At 72.2% G+C, this 21585-nt stretch carries 19 protein-coding genes, 2 pseudogenes and 1 riboswitch; of the genes and pseudogenes, 9 read left to right on the top strand and 12 right to left on the bottom strand.

The window, feature by feature from the left end; genetic code table 11:
• Nucleotides 1–33: 33 nt before the first annotated feature.
• Nucleotides 34–1206, top strand: coding sequence for a mannose-6-phosphate isomerase, class I (gene manA / locus FA582_RS06990; RefSeq protein ID WP_010146859.1), 1173 nt, complete (start codon nt 34–36; stop codon nt 1204–1206).
• 32 nt (nt 1207–1238) lie between these two features.
• On the opposite strand, the gene ligD is transcribed toward manA, so the two are convergent.
• Nucleotides 1239–2312, bottom strand: coding sequence for a non-homologous end-joining DNA ligase (ligD, locus tag FA582_RS06985; RefSeq protein ID WP_010146860.1), 1074 nt, complete (start codon nt 2310–2312; stop codon nt 1239–1241).
• Nucleotides 2313–2434: 122 nt separating this feature from the next.
• On the opposite strand from ligD, the gene msrB reads away from it, so the two are divergent.
• Nucleotides 2435–2893 (top strand): peptide-methionine (R)-S-oxide reductase MsrB, encoded by a 459-nt coding sequence (gene msrB, locus FA582_RS06980; RefSeq protein WP_010146861.1) that lies wholly within the window; start codon nt 2435–2437, stop codon nt 2891–2893.
• Between the two features lie 13 nt (nt 2894–2906).
• Here the strand turns inward: msrB and FA582_RS06975 are convergent, their stop codons facing one another.
• The 3 genes from FA582_RS06975 to hemG are packed head-to-tail and all read right to left on the bottom strand — an operon-like array spanning nt 2907 to nt 5909.
• Nucleotides 2907–3716, bottom strand: coding sequence for an NAD(P)-binding domain-containing protein (locus tag FA582_RS06975; RefSeq protein WP_010146862.1), 810 nt, complete (start codon nt 3714–3716; stop codon nt 2907–2909).
• Nucleotides 3717–3760: 44 nt separating this feature from the next.
• Nucleotides 3761–4474, bottom strand: coding sequence for a hydrogen peroxide-dependent heme synthase (gene hemQ, locus FA582_RS06970; RefSeq protein WP_010146863.1), 714 nt, complete (start codon nt 4472–4474; stop codon nt 3761–3763).
• A 4-nt stretch (nt 4475–4478) separates the two neighbouring features.
• Entirely contained in the window at nt 4479–5909 is a 1431-nt protein-coding gene (gene hemG / locus FA582_RS06965; protein ID WP_010146864.1) for a protoporphyrinogen oxidase, read from the bottom strand.
• A 154-nt stretch (nt 5910–6063) separates the two neighbouring features.
• Between hemG and FA582_RS06960 the strand changes: the two genes are divergently transcribed.
• Together FA582_RS06960 and hemE are read left to right on the top strand one after the other, a co-directional pair.
• Nucleotides 6064–6993, top strand: coding sequence for a DUF4349 domain-containing protein (locus tag FA582_RS06960; protein WP_010146865.1), 930 nt, complete (start codon nt 6064–6066; stop codon nt 6991–6993).
• The gene (hemE, locus tag FA582_RS06955; protein ID WP_010146866.1) at nt 6990–8057 is read left to right on the top strand and encodes a uroporphyrinogen decarboxylase; all 1068 of its coding nucleotides are present in this window, start codon (nt 6990–6992) and stop codon (nt 8055–8057) included. Before FA582_RS06960 ends, hemE begins: the two co-directional genes overlap by 4 nt.
• A 158-nt stretch (nt 8058–8215) precedes the next feature.
• On the opposite strand, the gene FA582_RS06950 is transcribed toward hemE, so the two are convergent.
• Nucleotides 8216–9481 (bottom strand): ribonuclease D, encoded by a 1266-nt coding sequence (locus FA582_RS06950; protein WP_010146868.1) that lies wholly within the window; start codon nt 9479–9481, stop codon nt 8216–8218.
• 1 nt (nt 9482) lies between these two features.
• Nucleotides 9483–10127, bottom strand: a complete 645-nt coding sequence (locus FA582_RS06945; RefSeq protein ID WP_010146869.1) for a DUF3000 domain-containing protein — start codon at nt 10125–10127, stop codon at nt 9483–9485.
• Nucleotides 10128–10251: 124 nt separating this feature from the next.
• Here FA582_RS06945 and FA582_RS06940 point away from each other — a divergent pair, with 124 nt between their 5' ends.
• The 4 genes from FA582_RS06940 to FA582_RS06925 all read left to right on the top strand — a co-directional run bounded on the left by FA582_RS06940 (nt 10252) and on the right by FA582_RS06925 (nt 14292).
• Nucleotides 10252–11781 (top strand): helix-turn-helix domain-containing protein, encoded by a 1530-nt coding sequence (locus FA582_RS06940; RefSeq protein WP_010146870.1) that lies wholly within the window; start codon nt 10252–10254, stop codon nt 11779–11781.
• Nucleotide 11782: 1 nt separating this feature from the next.
• Nucleotides 11783–12583, top strand: coding sequence for a spermidine synthase (locus tag FA582_RS06935; RefSeq protein WP_010146871.1), 801 nt, complete (start codon nt 11783–11785; stop codon nt 12581–12583).
• Between the two features lie 78 nt (nt 12584–12661).
• Entirely contained in the window at nt 12662–13480 is an 819-nt protein-coding gene (locus FA582_RS06930) for an HAD-IIA family hydrolase (protein ID WP_010146872.1), read from the top strand.
• A gap of 26 nt (nt 13481–13506) precedes the next feature.
• Nucleotides 13507–14292, top strand: coding sequence for a glycerophosphodiester phosphodiesterase family protein (locus tag FA582_RS06925; RefSeq protein ID WP_010146873.1), 786 nt, complete (start codon nt 13507–13509; stop codon nt 14290–14292).
• A 1-nt stretch (nt 14293) separates the two neighbouring features.
• Here the strand turns inward: FA582_RS06925 and FA582_RS06920 are convergent, their stop codons facing one another.
• The 6 genes and pseudogenes from FA582_RS06920 to FA582_RS06905 all read right to left on the bottom strand — a co-directional run bounded on the left by FA582_RS06920 (nt 14294) and on the right by FA582_RS06905 (nt 20944).
• Nucleotides 14294–16096, bottom strand: a complete 1803-nt coding sequence (locus FA582_RS06920; protein ID WP_010146874.1) for an assimilatory sulfite reductase (NADPH) flavoprotein subunit — start codon at nt 16094–16096, stop codon at nt 14294–14296.
• Nucleotides 16097–16098: 2 nt separating this feature from the next.
• Complete coding sequence (locus tag FA582_RS06915; RefSeq protein WP_010146875.1) at nt 16099–16845, bottom strand: phosphoadenylyl-sulfate reductase; 747 nt, start codon at nt 16843–16845, stop codon at nt 16099–16101.
• Between the two features lie 19 nt (nt 16846–16864).
• On the bottom strand, nt 16865–17596 hold the full coding sequence (locus FA582_RS17800; RefSeq protein WP_238705466.1) for an assimilatory sulfite reductase (NADPH) hemoprotein subunit: 732 nt from the start codon (nt 17594–17596) through the stop codon (nt 16865–16867).
• Between the two features lie 115 nt (nt 17597–17711).
• Nucleotides 17712–18008, bottom strand: a pseudogene (locus FA582_RS17795) (sulfite reductase subunit beta); the annotation flags it as partial.
• Between the two features lie 214 nt (nt 18009–18222).
• A pseudogene (locus tag FA582_RS17790) lies at nt 18223–18339 on the bottom strand (hypothetical protein); the annotation flags it as partial.
• A gap of 460 nt (nt 18340–18799) precedes the next feature.
• Nucleotides 18800–20944 (bottom strand): NAD(+) synthase, encoded by a 2145-nt coding sequence (locus tag FA582_RS06905; RefSeq protein ID WP_010146877.1) that lies wholly within the window; start codon nt 20942–20944, stop codon nt 18800–18802.
• A gap of 302 nt (nt 20945–21246) precedes the next feature.
• Nucleotides 21247–21426: riboswitch (cobalamin riboswitch) on the top strand.
• A gap of 33 nt (nt 21427–21459) precedes the next feature.
• Between FA582_RS06905 and FA582_RS17405 the strand changes: the two genes are divergently transcribed.
• Nucleotides 21460–21582, top strand: coding sequence for a hypothetical protein (locus FA582_RS17405; protein ID WP_272941901.1), 123 nt, complete (start codon nt 21460–21462; stop codon nt 21580–21582).
• Nucleotides 21583–21585: the final 3 nt, after the last annotated feature.

Here is a 21585-nt window from a genome sequence, read left to right as displayed (position 1 = left end):
CACGGTGTCGGTGCGCCTCAGTAGGGTGGAGCGATGAGCAGCACGGTCCGGATCGACGGCGCCGTCATGGACTACGCCTGGGGGCGGACGGGCGGGATCACCACGGCCCGCGGGCAGGTCCCCGGCACCGGCCCCGAGGCGGAGCTGTGGTTGGGCGCACACCCCTCCTCCCCCAGCGCGGTGACCTCGGCGGACATGCCGTGGGCGGACCTGTCTGCCTGGGAGACCGCCACCGGCACCTCGCTGCCCTTCCTCATGAAGCTCCTCGCCGCCGGGGCCCCGCTGTCGCTGCAGGCGCACCCCGACCCCGAGCAGGCCAGGGCCGGGTTCGCCCGCGAGGAGGCGGACGGCGTGGCCCGGGACGCGCCCGAGCGGAACTATCGCGACCCGCACGCCAAGCCGGAGGTCCTGCTGGCGGTCGAGGACGGCTTCAACGCGCTGTGCGGCTTCCGCCCCCTCCAGGAGACCGTCGACCTCCTTGATCGGCTCGACGCAGGGCGGCCCTCCGCCGGGCTGGCCCACTGGCGCTCGCTCCTGGTCGGCGCCCCGGACCCCGCGGCCGCGTGCCGGGACGCCCTCGCGTGGCTGCTCTCGGGCGAGGAGCTCGTCGATGAGCTGGTGGCGGAGGTCACGGCCGCCGCGCCGACGGGCATGGGGACGGCCGAGGGCGAGCTGGTGCAGCTGCTCGCGACCCACCACCCGGGAGACCCCGGGATCCTCGTGGCGCTCATGCTCAACCGCGTCACGTTGGCGGGTGGTGAGGCCGTGTGGCTGGCCGCAGGCACGATCCACGCCTACCTCTCCGGCCTCGGGGTCGAGGTCATGGGCCCCAGCGACAACGTGCTCCGGGGCGGGCTCACCGGCAAGCACGTCGACACCGTCGAGCTGCTGGGCATCCTCGACACCACCCCGGGCCCTACCCCGCGCCTGGCCCCTACGCCGGTCGGACCGGGCGTCACGGCATACCGTCCGCCGCACCGACCCGGCGGCGACGACGTCGCCTTCCAGGTGCTGCGGGCCGCGGCCCCCGCCACCGTGAGCACCGCCGGCCCCTCCGTCGGGCTCGCCCTAGACGCTGAGGTACGGCTGCGGAGCGAGGGCCTCGACCTGACCCTGCTCCGCGGCGAGGCCTGCTTCACCGACGGCGCGCGCACGCTCACCGTGGAGGGCGACGGCGTGCTCTACCTCGCGACGACCTCCGCCTAGCGGCCGTCCCCGCGGCTGGGTGTGACCGTGGGTCAGCCCTCGATGCGGTTGCCGTGCTCGTCCCAGTGCCCGGCCACCTTCTTGGATGGCTGCACCCGCGGCGGCTCGCCGGGCATCTTGGGGTGGTCGGGTGGGAAGTTCAGCTCCCCGAGCCCCCGCTCGAGGTCGGCCTCCCACAGGGCGTAGGCCCCGTCGATCGTCCCGGGCTCCTCGTGCATCCCCGCCCAGGCGTCTCCGTGCTCGGCGAGGAAGTCGGGGACCGTGTGCAGCGTGAGGGCGGTCGGGTCCACCTCCCCCAGCTGCTCCCAGGTGACCGGCACGGAGACCGGTGCGCCGGGCAGGATCCGGGTGCTCCACGCGGCGGCGAGGGTGCGGTCACGGGTCGCCTGGTTGAAGTCGACGAAGATCCGGCTGCCCCGCTCCTCCTTCCACCACGCCGTCGTGACCAGGTCGGGGCTGCGCCGCTCGAGCTCACGGGCCAGCCCGATGACCGCGTGCCTTACCTCGAGGAACTCCAGCCGCGGCTCGATCGCCGCGAAGACGTGCACCCCCCGGTTGCCCGTCGTCTTGACGAACGGCGTGAGGCCCGCCTGGGTCATCACCTCACGCAGACCGCGGGCCGCCTCGACGACGTCGCCGAACGCCCGGCCGGGTTGGGGGTCGAGGTCGATGCGCAGCTCGTCCGGGTGGTCGTTGTCACCGGAGCGCACCGGCCACGGGTGCCAGGTCACGGTGCCCATCTGGGCCGTCCAGAGCAGGGTCGCGAGGTCGCCGTCGTCGATGACCAGCTGCGGGTGGCTGCGCCCGGAGGGGTAGGTGCAGATCGTCGTCCGCGACCACTCGGGGACCCCCTTGGGCGGGTTCTTGGAGTAGAACTCCTCCCCCTCGATCCCGCCACGCACCCGCTGCAGCGTCACCGGACGATCGCCCAGCGCGCGCAGCATCGGCTCGGCGACGGCCTCCAGGTATGCCGCGAGGTCGGCCTTGGTGATCGCCGCACCGTGGTCGGTGGCCGGCCAGACCACCTTGTCGGGGCTGGAGAGCCGGACCTCCCGCTCCTTCCCGTCCGGGCCGGGGGCGGTCACCATCGTCGCTGCGGCAGGCATACCGTGCAATCTAGCGCCCGCCCCGCCCCGACCTGGCGTTCTGGACAGACGTTCGTGGGCGAGGGTCGAGAAACCTCCGTCTCGGACGGAAGCAATCCGGCGACTCGTTCGTTGACGCAGACATGGCCCATCACCACAGCACCCCCGCGACCGACGCGACCCAGAACGACGCCAAGTCCTACCAGGCGGCGAAGTCCGAGCAGGAGTGGCGCGAGCAGCTCAGCCCGGCGGAGTATGCCGTGCTTCGCGAGGCGGGCACCGAGCGCCCGTTCGTCGGGGAGTACACCAACACCACCACCGAGGGCGTCTACGCCTGTCGCGCCTGCGGGGTCGAGCTCTTCCGCAGCGAGACGAAGTTCGAGAGCCACTGCGGCTGGCCCAGCTTCTACGCCCCGCTGGCCGAGGACCGTGTGGAGTACCTCCAGGACGACTCGCTCGGCCGGACCCGGACCGAGGTCCGCTGCGCCTCCTGCGGCTCCCACCTCGGTCACGTCTTCGAGGGCGAGGGCTACGACACCCCGACCGACCAGCGTTTCTGCATGAACAGCATCGCGATGACGCTGGAGCCCAAGCAGGGCTGAGCCTGCCCGCCGCTCACGGCGAGCCGTTGCCGCCCGCCTCGGCCCACCGGCCGGAGGTCTGGCGCCGGAAGACCTCGTCGAGGGCGGCGCGGGTCTGCCCCGGCACCGCTGACTGGCGCAGGAGGGTGGCGAGCTGGTCGTTGCCGCCTCCCACCGGCGCGTGCTCGCGCACCAGCTCGGCGAAGTCGGGCGCCGACGCCTCGCCCAGCGGCCCCAGGGCCGCCGAGATGTTCTGCGCGACAAGGGTTCTGGCACCGTCCGACGGCAGGCCGTGGTCGACGAGGAAGGCCTCGATCGTCGCGAGGTAGTCGAAGAGCGGCGCGATGGTGCCCAGCCCGGTGTAGATGGCGTCGAACTGCTTGTCGGTCTCGACCGGAAGTACTCCTCCCGTGCGCTCGAAGACGGCCGCCGCACCGGGCAGCGCGGGCCGCAGCGGCGTCGCCCACGTCCGCGTCGCGACCGCCATGATCGGGACCGCACGGGCCACCTGCGCCGCGGGCGCGACCACCCGGGCCAGCTCCTCGTGCCCCAGCCCCGCGACGGCGCTGACCACCGTCTGCTCCGCGCGCCAGGTCAGCCCGTCCAGCACCCCCAGGTCACCCTGGCGCAGGCACAGCAGCACCGTCCCGCTCTCGTCCACGACCTCCTGGTTGTCGGCGGCCACCCGCACCTGGGCGAACTCCGCCGCGAGCCGGGCGCTCGTGCTCGCCCCGCGGGGCGAGAGGACGATCTCCGGCGGGTCGGTGACGTCGCGGGAGAGTCCGGTGACGATCGCCGCCGCCAGTGAACCGGTGCCGAGGATGCCGATACGCGCAGACGTCATACCCTCACCCTCGCACGCCGCGCAGCGGGCACCCCGGGGACAGGTCAGGGCAGGGAGGCCACGAGGTCGGCCACCTCGACGCGGGGGCCGGTGAAGAAGGGGATCTCCTCACGCACGTGCAGCCGCGCCTCGGTGTTGCGCAGCTCGCGCATGAGGTCGACGATCCGGTGCAGCTCGTCGGCCTCGAAGGCGAGCAGGAACTCGTAGTCGCCGAGGGCGAAGCTCGCGAGGGTGTTGGCCAGGACGTCCTTGTAGTCCCGGGCGGCCTCCCCGTGCTCGCGCAGCATGCGGGAGCGGTCCGCGGCATCCATGACGTACCAGTCGTAGGACCGGACGAAGGGGTAGACGCAGAGGTAGCCCTTGGGGCCGGACCCGGAGAGGAAGGCCGGGACGTGGCCGCGGTTGAACTCGGCGGGCCGGTGGATGGCGACATTGCTCCAGACCGGGTCGAGGTGCTGGCCGAGGCGGGTCTGCCGCAGCCGCTGGTAGGCGCGCTGCACGGTCTCCACCCGCTCCGCGTGCCACCAGATCAGCAGGTCGGCGTCGGCGCGCAGGGCGGAGACGTCGTAGACGCCGCGCACGATGAGCCCTTCCGTCTCCAGCGCGGCGAAGAGGTCCTCGACCTCGGTCGCCAGCGCGGCCCGCTCCTCGCCGCGGGGCAGCGGCGTGGTGGCGCGGAAGACGGAGTAGGCGGCGTAGCGGATCGAGGCGTTGATCTCCTCGGCCTGCTCGGAACTCGGGTGGGAGTAGTCGGCCATGCCCTCATTGTCCCTGGCGGACCTGGGCGACGGCACGGCGGGCCGAGGCGATGCACGCCGGGATGCCCACCCCGTCGTAGGCCGCCCCGCAGACGGCGAGACCAGGCACGCCCTCGACCTGGGCGCGCACGGCGTCGACGAGGTCGAGGTGGCCGACGGCATACTGCGGCAACGCCCCTCCCCAGCGCTGGACGTGGGCGTCCACGGGCTCTGGCAGCGGCCGACCGAGAGCCTCGCCGAGGTCGGCGGCGGCCGCGGCGAGTAGCTCCTGATCCGGCCGCTGCAGCGTCGATTCCTCGCGGTGCCGCCCGATCGAGGCACGCAGCAGGGTGAGGTCCCGTCCGTCCGGCCCCGCACCCCGGCCCAGCTCGCGCACCCACTCCCACTTGGTGGCGCTGAAGGTCGCGGCCTTGATGGTGCGCCCGTCGGCGGGCGGCACGAGGATCCCGGACCCGCTCAGCTCGCCCAGCGCGGCCGTGTCGAACGCCCAGGTGAGCACGGCCATCGACGCCGTCTCGACCTGCGCGAGCAGGCGTGCCGCGCCGGGCGCGAGGGTGCCGAACAGGCGCGCGGTCGGCGCCGGCGGCAGCGCGAGCACGACCCGGTCGGCGAGGTATGCCGTGGGGCTCGGCCGCGGCCCTGTCACCACCTCGAAGCCTCCCCCGGGGAGCGCACGCAGCTCACGCGCGACCACCCCTGTCTCGATGCGGACCCCGGCCAACAGGAGGGTCTGCGCCAGCGCCTCGGGCAGTCGGTGCAGACCGCCGCTGACCCCGGCGAAGACGGGGGACGCACCAGCCGACTGCGTGCCGTCGGTGGGGGCAGGGAGCAGGCGCCCCGCGGCGTCCTGCAGACGCTCGCCGTCCGCCGCCGCCCGCAGCAGCGCGGGGAGCGCAGCGCGCGCCGACAGCAAGCCGGCGTGCCCGGCATAGACCCCACCGAGAAGCGGCTCCACGAGTCGCTCGACCACGGCCGGTCCGAGCCGGTCACCCACCAGGTCACCGACGGAGACGTCCTCGCCGTCCAGCGGCACCGGGACCTCCGCGAGGGCGCGCGCGACCTCACCGTCGGTGAGGAGCCCACCCAGCGCCGAGGGGTCCGCGGGCACGCCCATGAGGGTGCGGGGCGGGAGCAGGTGTACCGCGCCACGGCTCCACACCTGGGCCCGGGCCGCCGTGGGGTGGGCGAGGTCGTCCGCGAGCCCGGCGCGTCCGACGAGATCGATGCCCTCGGGCCGGCGGGCGAGCATGGCCTCGGCCCCGACGTCGACCCGGAGGCCGGCGATCTCTTCCCCGCGCAGCTTGCCCCCGACGCGGTCGCTCCCTTCCAGGAGCACGACCTCCTCGCCCGCCGCCCGTCCCCCGCCCGCGTCGAACAGCGCGAGCGCCGCTGCGAGACCGCTGATCCCGCCGCCGATGACCAGGGTGGACGTCATACGTCCAGCGTCTCACCCCCGTCGGACGAGGACCCAGGGGGATCGTGACCCGATCGTGACCGCGACAGCGGGAACGACCTCGGTCGGCAGCTCCGTCACACCCGTATCGACCGGCAGGCGCTCGGCCTGCGGCGACACGAGAGGGAGAGGTCTCATGACGCGGATCATCGCGGTGGCCCTGGCGGTTCTGCTCCTGCTGGCCGGGTGCTCGTCGGCCGACACCAGCACCAGCGGCGAGGATGCCGGGAGCGAGGCTGCTGCGGACTACGCCCAGGACGACTCCGCCGGTGGCGGCGAGGACGCGGCCCCCGAGGAGGCCGGAGGCAGCGAGGCGGCCGATGCGGCCGCGGCGATCGACGAGGGGTCGGTCTCGGCGGACGGCGAGGCGCCGCTCATGGTGCACCGGGTGGAGCTGGACGTGCTCGTGGAGGACGTCCCCGCCGCGGTGACCCGGGCCCGGGCGGTCGCCACCGGCGCCGGGGGCTACCTCTCCTCCGAGGACGTCCGACCCGGTACGCCGGAGCAGGCGGGCTACGGCTCCCTGGTCATCCGGGTCCCGGCCGCCGAGCTGGACCCGGTCATGACCAGCCTCGGCGAGCTCGGCCAGGTGCAGGGCAGCCGGAGCAGCGCCGATGACGTGACCACGGAGTACCGCGACGTCGAGGCGCGCATCGCCACCCTCGAGGCCGGCGCAGACCGTCTCCGGGACCTCATCGAGGAGGCGCCGGACGTCGCCTCGATCGCCAGCCTGGAGCGCGAGCTGTCCACCCGCGAGTCCGAGCTGGACGCGCTGAAGGCCCGGATGCAGGTGCTCTCCGACGACGTGGCCCGCTCGACCATCACGCTGCACCTCGCCGAGGAGTCCGACGCGCTGGCCGACACCGGCCCACAGACCGGCTTCGTCGCGGGGCTCCAGCAGGGCTGGGACGCCTTCACCTCCTCGGTGACGGTGGTGCTCACGCTCGCCGGCGCACTGCTGCCCTTCCTCCTCCTCGCGGCCGCGCTCGCCGTCCCCGCCCTGTGGTGGGCCCGTCGCCGCCGGCGCCGGGTGAGCGCGCCGCAGCGTGACACACTTGAGGAGTGACCTCCCCCGCCTCCCCGACGCTCGACCACGCCGCCGACCTCGCCGCGAGCCCCCTCCTGCGCGCCGCGCGCCAGCAGGAGGTGCCGCATACCCCGGTGTGGTTCATGCGGCAGGCCGGTCGCTCGCTGCCGGAGTACCGCGAGGTGCGCAAGGACGTGCCGATGCTCCAGTCGTGCCGGACCCCTGAGCTCGTCACCGAGATCACCCTGCAGCCGGTCCGCCGCCACGGCGTGGACGCCGCGATCTTCTTCAGCGACATCGTCGTGCCGCTCCAGGCGGTCGGCGTCGACGTGGACATCGTGGCGGGCACCGGGCCGGTCATCGCCGAGCCCATCCGTACCCGCGCCGACCTCGACCGCCTGCCCGCCCTCACCCCCGAGCACGTGCCCGACATCACCGAGTCCGTCCGGCTGCTCGTCGCCGAGCTCGGGGCCACCCCGCTCATCGGCTTCGCGGGCGCGCCGTTCACCCTCGCGTCATACCTCGTCGAGGGCGGGCCGAGCAAGAACCACGAGCGCACCAAGGCGCTCATGCACGGCGACCCGCAGCTGTGGAGCGACCTGTGCGCGCGTCTGGCGCAGATCTCCGGCGCCTTCCTGCGGGTCCAGGCCGAGGCCGGCGCCAGCGCGGTGCAGCTCTTCGACTCCTGGGCGGGGCACCTGTCGCGGGCGGACTACCTGCGCCACGTCGAGCCGCACAGCCGCCGGGTCCTCGAGGGTGTCGCCGACCTCGGGGTGCCGCGCATCCACTTCGGCGTCGGCACCGGGGAGCTGCTGCCCGCCATGGCGGAGGCCGGCGCCGACGTCATCGGCGTCGACTACCGCGTCAGCCTCACCGACGCGATCGAGCGCACCGGCGGACGGTATGCCGTGCAGGGCAACCTCGACCCCGCCCTCCTCTTCGCCCAGTGGGAGGCGTTGGAGGCCAGGGTGCGCGAGATCGTCGAGGAGGGGCGGCAGGCGCCGGGCCACGTCTTCAACCTCGGTCACGGGGTCCTTCCGGACACCGACCCCACCGTGCTCACCCGCGTCGTCGAGCTGGTGCACGAGATCTCGGCCCGCTGAGAGCGACCATCTGCGGCGCCCGGTCAGGGTGAGAGCAACCATCTGCGACGCTCGGTGAGGGCCAGAGCGACCATCTGCGACGCCCGGTGAGCGTGAGCGCGACCATCTGCGACGCCCGGTGAAGGTGAGAGCGACCATCTGCGGCGCTCGGTGGGGTGTCAGGAGGGTTGGGTCGTCAGGGCGTGCACGAGGATCGGCACGACCAGCTCGCGCTGCCAGGGGCGGGCACCGAGCTCGGCGACCCGCTCGTCGACCGCCTGAGCGGTCCGCTCCTCCGGCGGCGTCCACAGCACCCGGCGGACGACGTCGGGGGTCATGAGGTTCTCCACCGGGATCTCGAGCCGCTCGGACAGCTCGGCCAGGGCCGCGCGCACGAGGGTCAGGCGCTCCGCCGCCTCGGGGTCGCGCTCGGCCCACGCCCGCGGCGGGGGTGGGGTGTCGCCGCGTCGGGAGGGCTCGGGCAGCTCCTCCTCGTCCAGCTCCGCCGCCGTCCGGATGGCGGTGAGCCAGGCCCGCTGGTGGCGCAGGAGACCCTGCTCGGCCCGTCGCTGACGGGTCCGGGAGCTCTCCTTGCGCTCCGAGCCCAGCGCGGCCGCCTGCCGGGGCATGCGCTGGGCGAGGTCCAGCAGGGTGCCGTCGGGCAGCACCCGGCCGGGCGGGACGTCCCGCTCCTGGGCGATCGTGTCGCGGGTCTGCCACAGCTCGCGCAGCGCTGCGAGCGAGCGACGCTTGCGGAGCCGGTGCACGCCGGTGGTCCGGCGCCACGCCTCGGGCTCCTCGCTCCCGGCCGGGCCGGTGAACTCGCACAGCGCCGCGAACTCCTGCTCGGCCCAGTCGAGCTTGCCCTGCTCGCGCAGGTCGCGCTCCATGCGGTCGCGCAGCTCCACGAGCAGCTCCACGTCGAGGGCGGCGTAGCGCAGCCACGGCTCGGGCAGCGGCCGGGTCGACCAGTCCACGGCCGAGTGCTCCTTGGCCAGCGTCACGCCCAGGTAGTACTCCAGCACCGCGGAGAGTCCGACCCGGGGCAGACCGGCGAGCCGGGCCCCGAGCTCGGTGTCGAAGAGCGCGCGGGGCCGCAGGCCGAGCTCGGCCAGGCAGGGGATGTCCTGCGTGGCCGCGTGCAGCACCCACGAGGTGCTCGCCAGGGCCTCGTCGAGGGCACGGAGGTCCTCGAAGGGCACGGGGTCGATGAGCCAGGTGCCCGCGCCCTCGCGCCGCAGCTGCACGAGGTAGGCCTTCTGGCCGTAGCGGTAGCCGGAGGCCCGCTCGGCATCCACGGCGACCGGCCCCACGCCACCGGCCAGGGCGGCGAGCGCCTCCTCCAGCCCGGAGGGGGTGTCGACGACGGCGGGAACCCCCTCGGGCGGCGCCTCCAGCCGCTCGAAGTCGGCCCCGGGATCCTCGTCGGTGTGCTCGGTGCTCATCTCAGCGACGGACCCCGGACAGAGCGACCACACCCTCGGGCAGCGGTGGCAGGCCCGCCAGCGTGCAGAGCAGGTCGGCCCAGGCCCCGAGGTGGGCGGCCATCTCGCTGGCCTCCTCGCCCTCGCTGAGGACCGGGGTCCACGAGGCGCGGATCTCCAGCTCGACGGAGGGCTCGCGGTCGGAGAGGGCCCCGAAGCTCTCCGAGGTCACGCAGGTGACGGTGCCGGCGGCCGCGGTCCAGCCGAGCTCGGCCTGGTCGAGCGCATCCGTGAGCCAGGACCAGCCGGCCTGTCCGGCCAGGGGGTCGTGGCCCACCTCGGGCTCCATCTGGGCCTTGGCGTAGGTCACGGCCCGCCACGTGCCCTCCCAGGGCTCCGGGCCCTCGGGGTCGTGCAGGACGACGAACCGGCCCGTCGCGATGGGGTCGTCCTCGTCCTCCAACCGGGAGGGGATGACCTCGCCGGAGAGGGCGACGGCGTGCGGGGCCAGGCGCGTGGGGGCGGGGACCTCCTCGAGCACCATCTCCGGTCGCAGCTGGGCACCCCTGATACCGTCGAGCGCCCGCTGGAAGACCCCGGCGTCCGGCGCAGCGGAGTCAGCCGCGGCGCGACGCCGCGGCCGCTGGTCGGAGATCCGGCTCACCACCCCTCCAGCCTAGGGTGCGGGTCCGCTCCGCCGCCGGAGCGCAACGCCGGGGATGCCCGCCACCCCGACGCCGCGGGTGTCGTCCTCCCAGGCATATCTCATATATGTGATCTACACTCGTGGGATGACCGAGAGCTACCTGTCCCGCATCGGCGGACTCATCCGCGATGCCCGCCGCCACAAGGACCTCACCCAGGCCGAGCTGGCCGAGCTGCTCAGCACCAGCCAGAGCGCCGTGGCCCGCATCGAGCAGGGCAAGCAGAACCTCTCCCTGGAGATGATCGCCCGCATCGGCGAGAAGCTCGACTCCGAGATCGTCCAGGTCTCCTCCGGGATCCCGCAGAACCTGCGCATCGAGGGCGGCGTCAAGCTGTCCGGCGACATCGACGTGCGCACCTCCAAGAACGCCGCCGTCGCGCTGCTGTGCGCCTCGCTGCTCAACAAGGGCCGCACGACGCTGCGCAACCTCGCCCGCATCGAGGAGGTCAACCGGATCACCGAGGTGCTCACGAGCATCGGCTTCAAGATCCGCTGGCTCCCCGACTCCTCCGACCTGGAGATCGTCCCCCCGGAGACGATCGACCTGGGCTCCATGGACGAGGCGGCCGCCCGCCGCACCCGGACCATCATCATGTTCCTCGGCCCGCTCATGCACGAGTTCGACACCTTCGAGCTGCCGTATGCCGGCGGCTGCGACCTCGGCACGCGCACCGTGGAGCCGCACCTCATCGCGCTGCGCCACTTCGGCCTCGACGTCACCGCCACCACCGGCAGCTACCACGCGACGGTGGACCGCGCGACCTCCCCGAGCAAGCCGATCGTGCTCACCGAGCGCGGAGACACCGTCACCGAGAACGTCCTGCTCGCCGCCGCCCGCCACACCGGCACGACGGTCATCCGCAACGCCAGCTCCAACTACATGGTGCAGGACCTCTGCGTCTTCCTGCAGCAGCTGGGCGTCCAGATCGAGGGCTTGGGCACCACCACGCTCACCGTGACCGGCGTCGGCCAGATCGACACCGACATCGAGTACGCCCCCTCCGAGGACCCCATCGAGGCGATGAGCCTGCTCGCCGCCGCGGTCGTCACCGGCAGCGAGATCACCATCCGGCGCGTGCCGATCGAGTTCATGGAGATCGAGCTCGCCGTCCTGGGGACCATGGGCTTCGAGTGCAGCCTGTCGGAGGAGTACCCCAGCGCCAACGGGCATACCCGGCTCGTCGACCTCACCACCGTGCCGGGCCCGCTCAAGGCGCCGCTGGACAAGATCCACCCGCTGCCCTTCCCCGGGCTCAACATCGACAACCTGCCGTTCTTCGCGATCATCGCGGCCTGCGCGGAGGGCTCGACGCTCATCCACGACTGGGTCTACGAGAACCGCGCGATCTACCTCACCGAGCTCACGACGCTCGGCGCCAAGGTGCACCTCATGGACCCGCACCGGGTGATGATCGAGGGCCCGACCAAGTGGCGGGCCGGGGAGATCATGTGCCCGCCGGCCCTGCGCCCGGGCGTGGTGATCCTGCTGGCCATGCTCGCCGCGCCTGGCACCTCGGTGCTGCGCAACGTCTACGTCATCAACCGCGGCTACGAGGACCTCGCCACCCGGCTCAACGCCCTCGGCGCGCGGATCCAGACCTTCCGCGACATCTGAGGTGGAGGTCGTCAGGGACGAGCGCGGCGGCGCGACCGTCGTCCTCGACGGCCACCCCCAGTCCTACGTCGACACCGACGACCCGCTGCTCCTCGTCTTCGAGTACGTCCAGCACCTGGCCCTGGTGCTCGAGGCGCTGCGCCCCGACCCCGCTCCCCTGCGCGTGACGCACGTGGGCGGGGCGGGGATGACGCTGGCTCGCTGGATCCATCGGGTGCACCCGGGTTCACCTCAGATCGTCCTCGAGCCGGACACCGCCCTCACCGAGCTCGTCCGCCGCGAGCTGCCGCTCCCCCGGGGCCACCGCATCCGGGTGCGGCCGCAGACGGGTGAGGACGGCATCGCCGCCCTGCGGGACGCGTCTGCGGACGTCGTCGTCGTCGACGCCTTCGACCGCGGTCGGGTCCCCGGCACCCTCGCCGGGCAGCGGTGGGCGCGGGAGGTCGCCCGGGTGCTGGCACCGGGCGGGCTGCTGCTCGTCAACACGGCCGACCGGCCGGGCCTGCACTGGGTCGCACGGCTCGGCGCGACCCTGCAGACGCACCTGCCGTACGTCGGTCAGCTGGTCCTGCGCGAGGTCGACAAGGGCAAGCGCTTCGGCAACGTCGTGCTGGTCTGCTCCTCGGCGCCCCTGGACGACGTCACCCTCACCCGGTCCGCGGCCCGCGCGGCCTTCCCGACCCGCTGGCGCCCCGCCGCCGAGGTCGCCGCCGCCACCCGGCGGGCCGGCGTGCAGCCCTTCGGCGAGGTGGGCGAGCCCTCCCCCGCTCCCCCGGAGGTCGGCCGGCTCGGGCTCCGCTGACGGCTGCTCCGGTATGCCGGACACCGGCCGGTCATCTCGGCGCAACGTGGGGCAACAGAGCAGCACTACGCTGGGTGTGTGCGTACCCGCGAGGACATCGAGTGCTGGCTGACCGACATGGACGGCGTGCTCGTCCATGAGAACCACCCGCTCCCGGGGGCACGGGAGCTCATCGACCACTGGAACGAGACGCATACCCCCTATCTCGTGCTGACGAACAACTCGATGTTCACGGCGCGCGACCTCGCCGCCCGACTGCAGGCCTCCGGGCTGCCGGTGCCCGAGCACCGGATCTGGACCAGTGCCCTGGCGACCGCCGACTTCCTGGCCGACCAGAAGCCGGGCGGCTCGGCCTACGTCGTCGGTCAGGCCGGGATCATCACCGCCCTGCACGAGGCGGGCTTCACGATGACCGAGCACGACCCGGACTTCGTCGTCCTCGGCGAGACCCGGCAGTACTCCTTCGAGGCCATCACCACGGCGGTCCGGCTGGTCCGTGACGGGGCCCGCTTCATCGCCACCAACCCGGACGCGACCGGGCCCAGCGCCGACGGTGTCCTGCCGGCCACCGGGGCCATCAGCGCCCTGGTCACCAAGGCCACCGGCCGCGAGCCCTACGTCGTCGGCAAACCGAACCCGATGATGTTCCGCTCCGCGCTCAACAAGATCGGCGCGCACAGCGAGACCACCGGGATGATCGGTGACCGGATGGACACCGACATCGTCGCCGGGATGGAGGCCGGCCTGCACACGGTGCTGGTCATGACCGGCATCAGCGACCCGGCCAGCCTGGCGACCTACCCGTTCCGCCCGGACGAGATCCTCGAGGGGGTCCACGCCCTCGTGCCCCAGGACCCCGCCACGTCGGTCGGCGAGCCGCCGACGACCGAGGTCTAGCGGTCCCGAGCCAGTACGCTCGGATCGTGCGCACGCCATACCTGGACCACCCTGGTCCGATCGCCATGGCTCACCGGGGGTTCGACCCGACCGGGGCGGGGCTGGAGAACTCCATGCCCGCCTTCGCTGCCGCCGTCGAGCTGGGCTACCGCTACGTCGAGACCGATGTGCACGCCACGCGGGACGGGGTGGTCGTCGCCTTCCACGACGAGACCCTCGACCGCGTCACCGACCGCCGCGGAGCCATCCCCGAGCTGTCCTGGAGGGAGGTCTCGCGGGCCCTCATCGCCGGGCAGGAGCCGGTGCCGCAGCTGGAGGAGCTCCTCGGGGCTTTCCCGGACGTGCGCGTCAACATCGACATCAAGACGCCGGGGGCGATCGTGCCGCTCGTGCAGGTCATCGAGCGCACCAAGGCCCACGGCCGGGTCTGCGTCACCAGCTTCTCCGACCAGCGCCGCGACGCCGCCGTCATGAGGCTGACCCGCCCCGTCGCGACCTCGGCCGGGCAGCGCAGCACCGCGTCCTTCCGCGCCGCGGCCGAGCTCCCGCACCTCATCCGGGCCTCCGTCGCCGCGCGGGCGCTGCGCTCGGTCGATGCGCTGCAGGTGCCACCCCAGCACCACGGCCTCGAGGTGGTCACGCCGACGACGCTCGCCGCGGCACACGAGATCGGCAAGCTCGTCCACGTCTGGACCATCAACGACCCGGTGGAGATGCACCGCCTGCTCGACCTCGGGGTCGACGGGATCATGACCGACCGCGCCGACCTGCTCAAGGACGTCCTGACCGAGCGCGGCCAGTGGGTGGGCTGACCTAGTAGACGTCCTTCTGGTAGCGGCGGGCGTCGCGGAGCCCGGCGAGGTAGTCCTCGGCGCCCTCCTGGTCCACCCGGCGGTGCTCGGCGACGATGTCGACGAGGGCGGCGTGCACGTCCTTGGCCATCCGGTTGGCGTCACCGCAGACGTAGACGTGCGCGCCGCGCTCGAGCCAGTCGTAGACCTCGGCACCGCCCTGGCGCAGCCGGTCCTGGACGTAGATCTTCTCGGCCTGGTCGCGGCTGAAGGCGACGTCCATCCGGGTCAGGAGACCCGACTTGAGGTAGCCCTGCATCTCGACCTGGTAGAGGAAGTCCTGGGTGAAGTGGGGGTTGCCGAAGATCAGCCAGTTGTCGCCGTCCGCGCCGTGGGCCTCCCGCTCCTGCAGGAAGGCGCGGAAGGGGGCGATCCCGGTGCCCGGGCCGACCATGATGACCGGCACCGAGGGGTCCTGCGGCAGCCGGAAGTGCTCGCCCTCCTCGACGTAGACCTTGACCTGGTCACCCTCGAGCGAACGCCGCACGTGCCCCGAGCAGCCGCCGAGGTGCTCCCGGCCGAAGCCCTCCCACTCGACGACGCCGACCGTGAGGTGCACCTCGTCCTCCACCTCCTGCTGGCTGGAGGCGATGGAGTAGAGCCGCGGCTGCATCTTGCGCAGGGCGTCGACGAGCTGCTGGGCCTCGATCGGCGCCGGGTGCTCGTGCACGATGTCGTAGATCTGGCGATCCTCCAGGAAGGTGCGCAGCGCCGCCTTGTCCTGCGCCAGCTCGGCCAGCGTCGCGAGGCCGGCCGCCTCGGCATACTTCTGCACGAAGCCGGGGTAGGACTGGGTGAGCTCGAGGTCCTCTAGGAGGGCCTCGCGCAGCGGCCTGGTGGTCTCGCCGAGGGTGATCTCCTGCGCACCGTCCAGCTCCAGGACCGCGAGCATCGCCTCGACAGCCTCGGGGTCGTTGCGGAAGAAGACGCCGAGGGAGTCGCCGGGCTGGTAGGTCAGCCCCGAGCCCTCGAGCGAGATCTCGACGTGCCGGACGTCCTTGGTGCTGGTCCGGCCAGTGATCTTCTGGACCTCGGTGATCTCGGCGAGGAAGGGGCTGCGCCGCGAGTATGCCGCCGGCGACGCGGCCGCGAGACCCGGCATCTGCACGACGGTGCCCCCGGCGGGGGCGACGGCGTTGAGCTCGGGCTCGAAGACGTCGAGGGTGCTCTCCACCCAGCCGGCGATCTGGTCCTCGTAGTCGACGTCGAGCAGGAGACGCTCGGCGACGACACCGGCCCCAAGGGCGCGCAGGCGGTCCTCGAAGTCGACGGCGGCCTGGCAGTAGAACTCATAGCTGGAGTCGCCCAGCCCGAGCACGGTGACCTGGGCGCCGCTGAGGTCCGGCGCCTTCTTGGAGGCGAGGAAGGCGTGCAGCTTCTCCGCGCTCTCCGGCGGGTCGCCCTCGCCGTGGGTGGACACGACGACGGTGAGGAACTTCTCGTGCTTGAGCTGGGTCGGCTTGTAGTCGGCCATGTCGGTGAGCGACACGGTGAGGCCGCGGGCCCGGGCGGCTTCGGCGAGGTCACCGGCGACGTGCTTGGCGTTGCCGGTCTGCGAGCCGTAGAGCACCGTGAGGGTGGCCTGCTCGGCCGAGGCCGCGGCGGCAGGACCGGTCACCTGGGCGCCCTCGGTGCTCCCGGCGAGGTAGCCGCTGAGCCAGACCTTCTGCAGGGGCGTCAGCGTGGAGGCCAGCTCGACGAAGCGCTGGTGCTGCTCGGGCGAGAGCGGGCTGGCGGTCTCGAGCAGCTGGGAGGTGGTCGTCATCCTCAGGCCCCCTCCTGCTCCACGTGCAGACCGCACTCGCGGACGAGGCCGAAGAAGCGCGAGCCCTCGGCGTCCAGGTCCTCGCCCGCACGCTGGGTCGTGTGGGTGTCGCCGATGCTGAGGTAGCCGTCGTGGAAGAGCGGGTGGTAGGGCAGGTCGTGCTCGGTGAGGTAGCGGTGCACGTCGCGGTTGCTCCAGTCGACGATGGGGTGCACCTTGACGCGGCCGTTCTGCTTCTCGACCGGCTGCCGGTCCGCACGACCGGAGGACTGCTCGCGACGCAGCCCGCTGAACCACGTGCTGATGCCGAGCTCGTTCATCGCGCGCTGCATCGGCTCGACCTTGTTGATCCGGTTGTACTCCGTGATGCCCTCGGCGCCCTGCTCCCAGAGCCGGCCGAAGCGCGCCTCCTGCCAGGCCGGGGAGAGCTCGGAGCGGTAGACGTGCAGGTTGAGGTCGAGCCGCTCGGTGAGCTCGTCGATGAAACGGTAGGTCTCCGGGAAGAGGTAGCCGGTGTCGAAGAGCAGGACCGGCAGGTCCGGCACGGAGCGCGTCATGAGGTGGAGCATGACGGCCGACTGGACGCCGAAGCTCGACGTCACGGCATACCCTCCGGGCAGGTGCTGCAGGGCCCAGTCGATGCGGTCCTGGGCACTGCTGTCCTCCAGCCTGGTCGCGGCCTGCTCGAGGTCGTGCGGCAGGAGCGGGAGGGTGGTGCAGACGCCGTCGGTGCGAGCGAGAGCGCTCATGGTGTGTCCTCTCGGCTGGTCATGCGTAGAAGTCGGTGCGGGAGACGGTGACCTCGGCCACGACCCCGGTGCGGATGAGGAAGTCCCCGAAGCCTTCGGCCTCCTCGCGCCCGGCGACCCAGGCGCCGATGAGGTGGTCCAGCTCCTCGAGGATCACCTCGGGACTGACGTTCTCCCGGTAGAGCTTCGGCACGCGGGTGCCGATGCGGTCACCACCGAGGTGGAGGTTGTACTTGCCCGGGCCCTTGCCCACGAGACCCACCTCGGCGAGCATCGCGCGGGAGCAGCCGTTGGGGCAGCCGGAGACCCGGAGCACGACGTGGTCGTCCGGGATGCCGTGCTTGACGAGCAGCTGCTCGACCTGGGTGACGAAGCCGGGCAGGAAGCGCTCGGACTCGGCCATCGCCAGCGGGCAGGTGGGGAAGGACACGCAGGCCATGGAGTTGCGCAGCTGCGGGGTCGTGGTGTCGTCGATGAGGCCGTGCTCGCGGGCGATCTTCTCGATCGTGCGCTTCTTTGCGGCCGGGACGTCGGCGACGATGAGGTTCTGGTTGGCGGTGAGCCGGAAGTGGCCCTGGTGGACCTCGGCGATCTTGCGCAGGCCGGTCTTGATCGGGCTGCCCTCCTCGTCGCGGACGCGGCCGTTGAGGATGAAGAGCGTGAGGTGCCAGGCGCCGTCGTGGCCCTTGACCCAGCCGAACCGGTCGCCGCGGGAGGTGAAGGTATTGGGCCGCGAGGGCTCGAAGGTCACGCCCGCCCGGCGCTCGACCTCGGCCTTGAAGACGTCGGGGCCGACCCGGTCGAGGGGTGTACTTCGTCTTGGCGTTCTTGCGGTTGACCCGGTTGCCCCAGTCGCGCTGCACGGTGACGACGTGCTCGGCGACGGCCAGCGTGTGCTCCAGCGGGATGAAGCCGAAGTCGTCCGCGGTGCGGGGGTAGGTGGACGTGTCGCCGTGGGTCATCGCCAGGCCGCCGCCGACGAGGACGTTCCAGCCGACCAGCTCGCCGTCCTCGACGATCCCCACGAAGTTGAGGTCGTTGGCGTTGACGTCGACCTCGTTGTCCGGCGGCAGGGACACGGTGGTCTTGAACTTGCGGGGCAGGTAGGTCTCCCCCAGCACCGGCTCCTCGGTGGTCCGGGCCAGCTCGTGGTCGAGGAAGATCTCGACGTAGGCCTTGGTGCGGGGCAGCAGGTGCTCGGAGATCCGCGTGGACCCAGTCGTAGACCTCGGCGTGCAGCTGAGACTCCATCGGGTTGGTGGAGCAGAGCACGTTGCGGTTGACGTCGCCGGCCGTGGCGATCGAGTCGATCCCGACGGCGTTGATCGCCTGGTGGGTGTCCTTGATCTCCGGCTTGAAGACCCCGTGGAACTGGAAGGTCTGGCGGGTGGTCAGGCGGACCGAGCCGTACATCGTGTGCTTCTCGGCCCAGTCCTCGACGGCCAGCCACTGCTCGGGCGTGATGACGCCGCCGGGGACGCGCGCCCGGACCATGACGTTGATGAGCGGCTCGAGCTTCTGCTGGGCGCGCTCGGCCCGGATGTCGCGGTCGTCCTGCTGGTACATCCCGTGGAAGCGGATCAGCTGGAAGTTGTCCGGGCTGAAGCCACCGGTGATCTGGTCCTGCAGGTCCTCGGCGATCGTCCCGCGCAGGAAGTTGCTCTCCCGCTTGAGGCGCTCGTTGTCGGACAGCGGGCCCTCGACGATCAACGGGAGGTCCGTCTGCTCGTGTGTCGTCATCTGGTGAAGCGTTCCGTCCAGTCACAGTGCGAGCAGGCACCCATGTCGGTGTGCCTGCTCATCGGTAAGCAAGAATTATGCCTAACCTTATTCCACGGCATGGACGATGCGTCAAACGAGAGCCCCCGACCGGCGCGGCTGCGGGCATCCTGCCCGCCGACCGCACGGTATGCGGACAGGACCGATGGCGGTGAGGGATCCTCGGGCGCGGCACTCAGGCGCGGGGGACGTGCTCCTCCAGCTCGGCGAGCCACACCCGGGCGTTGGCGTCCGAGGGCGCGCGCCAGTCGCCGCGCGGCGACAGCGCCCCGGCCGAGGACACCTTGGGCCCGTTGGGCAGCGCCGAGCGCTTGAACTGGCTGAAGGCGAAGAAGCGCTCGACGAAGAGCATGAGCCAGCGCCGGATCGTCGCCAGGTCGTAGGCGTTGCGGCCCTCCTCGGGGAACCCCGGAGGCCACGGCCCCTCCCCGGCGTCCCGCCACGCGTGCCAGGCGAGGAAGGCCACCCGGCTGGGCGGCATACCGAAGCGGATGACGTGGTGGAGGGTGAAGTCCTGGAGCTCGTAGGGGCCGATCGTGTCCTGGGTGGACTGGACCTTGCCGTCCTCGCCCGCCGGCACGAGCTCGGGGGTGATCTCGGTGTCGAGGATGGAGGTGAGCACCTCGCCGGTGCGCGCGTCGAACATCCCCTCGCCGACCACCCAGCGGATGACGTGCTGGATGAGGGTCTTGGCCAGACCGGAGTTGACGGTGTAGTGCGACATCTGGTCACCCACGCCGTAGGTGCACCAGCCGAGCGCGAGCTCGGAGAGGTCGCCGGTGCCCAGGACGATGCCGCCGCGCTGGTTGGCGGCGCGGAAGAGGAAGTCCGTGCGCAGCCCGGCCTGGACGTTCTCGAAGGTGACGTCGTAGACCGGCTCACCACCGGCGAAGGGGTGGCCGAGGTCCTCGAGCATCTGCCGGGCCATCGGCCGGATGTCGATCTCCTCGAAGGTCACGCCGAGGGAGGTCGCGAGCTCGGTCGCGTTGTCCTTGGTGTGCTCGCTCGTGGCGAAGCCGGGCATGGTGAAGGCGAGGATGTCGCTGCGCGGGCGGCCGGCGCGGTCCATCGCCCGGGCGGCGACGATGAGCGCCTGGGTCGAGTCGAGGCCGCCCGAGACACCGATGACGACCTTGGGGTCGCCGATCGCGGCGAGCCGCTGCGCGAGGCCGCTGACCTGGATGCTGAACGTCTCGTAGCAGTCCTGGGCGAGCAGCGCTGGGTCGTCGGGCACGAACGGGAAGCGGTCGACGACCCGGCGGAGCCCGATGTCGCTCCGGGGCGGGTCGAGCACGAGGTCGATGGTGCGGAAGCGGGAGAGGCGCTCGCCGAGGGCGAGGGCGTTGTCGTCGAAGCTGCCCTGGCGGGCCCGGTCGGCGCGGATGCGGACGAGGTCGACATCGGCGACGCTGCGGTGGGCACCGGCGGCGAAGCGCTCGGACTCGGCCAGCAGCTCGCCGAGCTCGTGGATCATCGTCTGGCCGTCCCAGGACAGGTCGGTGGTGGACTCACCCTCCCCCGCGGCGGCGTAGGCGTAGGCGCAGAGCATCCGCGAGCTCGCCTCGGCGGTGAGGTTGTGCCGCTGGGCGGACTTGCCGACGGTGATCGGGCTGCCGGAGAGGTTGGCGACGACGGTCGCTCCCGCGAGGGTCGCCTCGGCCGAGGGCGGCACGGGCACCCAGACGTCCTCGCAGACCTCGACGTGCAGCACCAGCCCCGGCACGTCGACGGCGCGGAAGAGCAGGTCGGGCCCGAACGGCACCTCCACCTCCCCCACCGAGCGTCGCAGATGGTCGCCCTCAGCCCCACCGGGCGTCGCAGATGGTTGCCCCTGGACCGACCGGGCGTCGCGGATGGTCGTCTCCGGCCGCGCGAGCCGGATGGTCTGTCCGTCGGTGCCGGCGCCGGCGGCGAAGTGGCGCTTCTCGTAGAACTCGCGGTAGTTCGGCAGGTAGGACTTCGGGGCCACGCCGAGGATCTCGCCGCGGTGCAGGACGACGGCGCAGTTGTAGAGCCGGTTGCGGTGCCGCAGCGGTGCGCCGACGACGACCACCGGCAGCAGGTCGCGCGTCTGCTCGGCGAGCGACCACAGCGCGCCGACGCACGCCTCGAGCACCGGCTCCTGCAGCAGCAGGTCCTCGAGGGCATACCCGGACAGCCCGAGCTCGGGGAAGATCGCGACCGCGACCCCCTCGTCGTGGCACTCGCGGACCACCTCGGCGGTGCGCGTCGCGTTGGTCGCGGGGTCGGCGATCGAGACCGGCAGCGTGCAGGCAGCGATGCGGGCGAAGCCCTGGTCGTAGGCGCTGTAGAAGTCCACGGGGCCAGTCTGTCAGGACGCAACCATCCGCGACGCCCGGTCGGGGTGAGAGCGACCATCTGCGGCGCTCGGTCGGGGTGAGAGCAACCATCTGCGGCGCTCGGTCGGGGTGAGAGCAACCATCTGCGGCGCTCGGTCGGGGTGAGAACGACCATCTGCGACGCCCGGTCGGGGTGAGAGCAACCATCTGCGGCGCTGGGTCGGGGTCAGGGTCGGGATACAAGATGTGGGGTTACATCGGTGTGATTCTTCTGTATATAGTGGCGCACGCAGCTGGTTCGGCTGCGGTCCTCGGAGCTCCCGGTGACCGTGGTCGTCGCAAGAGGGAACCCGGTGGAAACCCGGGACTGCCCCGCAGCGGTGAACGGGAACGACCGTCGCAACGACAGCACTGCGCCCCTTGCCGGGTGTGGGAAGCCGCGACCAGTAGGCCCGGGTGTCTCCTCGAGACAGCCGGTCGCCCGTGAGTCCGAAGACCTGCCAGTGCACGGGCGCCCCGACGGTGCCCGTGGCTCGTGACCGCGAGGGACGGTCTGGGGCTGGCTCCGACGACCGCGCAGGCGGTGGCCGCGGCATACCCCTCCCCCTCCCGCCGGTCCGGGCGCGTCCCGCAGCAGGACCGAGTTCACGAGGGGTAACCC

Source organism: Serinicoccus profundi, from assembly GCF_008001015.1.
GTDB classification, from domain to species: domain Bacteria; phylum Actinomycetota; class Actinomycetes; order Actinomycetales; family Dermatophilaceae; genus Ornithinicoccus; species Ornithinicoccus profundi.
The sequence above is the reverse complement of the archived record's forward strand: the minus strand, read 5'-3'. Positions and strand labels throughout refer to the sequence as shown.

Excerpts from the sequence above, each read along its gene's own strand:
- msrB (WP_010146861.1), top strand. The coding sequence starts at position 2,435 with ATGGCCCATCACCACAGCACCCCCGCGACCGACGCGACCCAGAACGAC.
- hemQ (WP_010146863.1), bottom strand. The coding sequence starts at position 4,474 with ATGGCCGACTACTCCCACCCGAGTTCCGAGCAGGCCGAGGAGATCAAC.
- FA582_RS06915 (WP_010146875.1), bottom strand. The coding sequence starts at position 16,845 with ATGAGCGCTCTCGCTCGCACCGACGGCGTCTGCACCACCCTCCCGCTC.
- FA582_RS06960 (WP_010146865.1), top strand. The coding sequence starts at position 6,064 with ATGACGCGGATCATCGCGGTGGCCCTGGCGGTTCTGCTCCTGCTGGCC.
- ligD (WP_010146860.1), bottom strand. The coding sequence starts at position 2,312 with ATGCCTGCCGCAGCGACGATGGTGACCGCCCCCGGCCCGGACGGGAAG.
- FA582_RS06975 (WP_010146862.1), bottom strand. The coding sequence starts at position 3,716 with ATGACGTCTGCGCGTATCGGCATCCTCGGCACCGGTTCACTGGCGGCG.
- hemG (WP_010146864.1), bottom strand. The coding sequence starts at position 5,909 with ATGACGTCCACCCTGGTCATCGGCGGCGGGATCAGCGGTCTCGCAGCG.
- FA582_RS06920 (WP_010146874.1), bottom strand. The coding sequence starts at position 16,096 with ATGACGACCACCTCCCAGCTGCTCGAGACCGCCAGCCCGCTCTCGCCC.
- FA582_RS06940 (WP_010146870.1), top strand. The coding sequence starts at position 10,252 with ATGACCGAGAGCTACCTGTCCCGCATCGGCGGACTCATCCGCGATGCC.
- manA (WP_010146859.1), top strand. The coding sequence starts at position 34 with ATGAGCAGCACGGTCCGGATCGACGGCGCCGTCATGGACTACGCCTGG.
- FA582_RS06950 (WP_010146868.1), bottom strand. The coding sequence starts at position 9,481 with ATGAGCACCGAGCACACCGACGAGGATCCCGGGGCCGACTTCGAGCGG.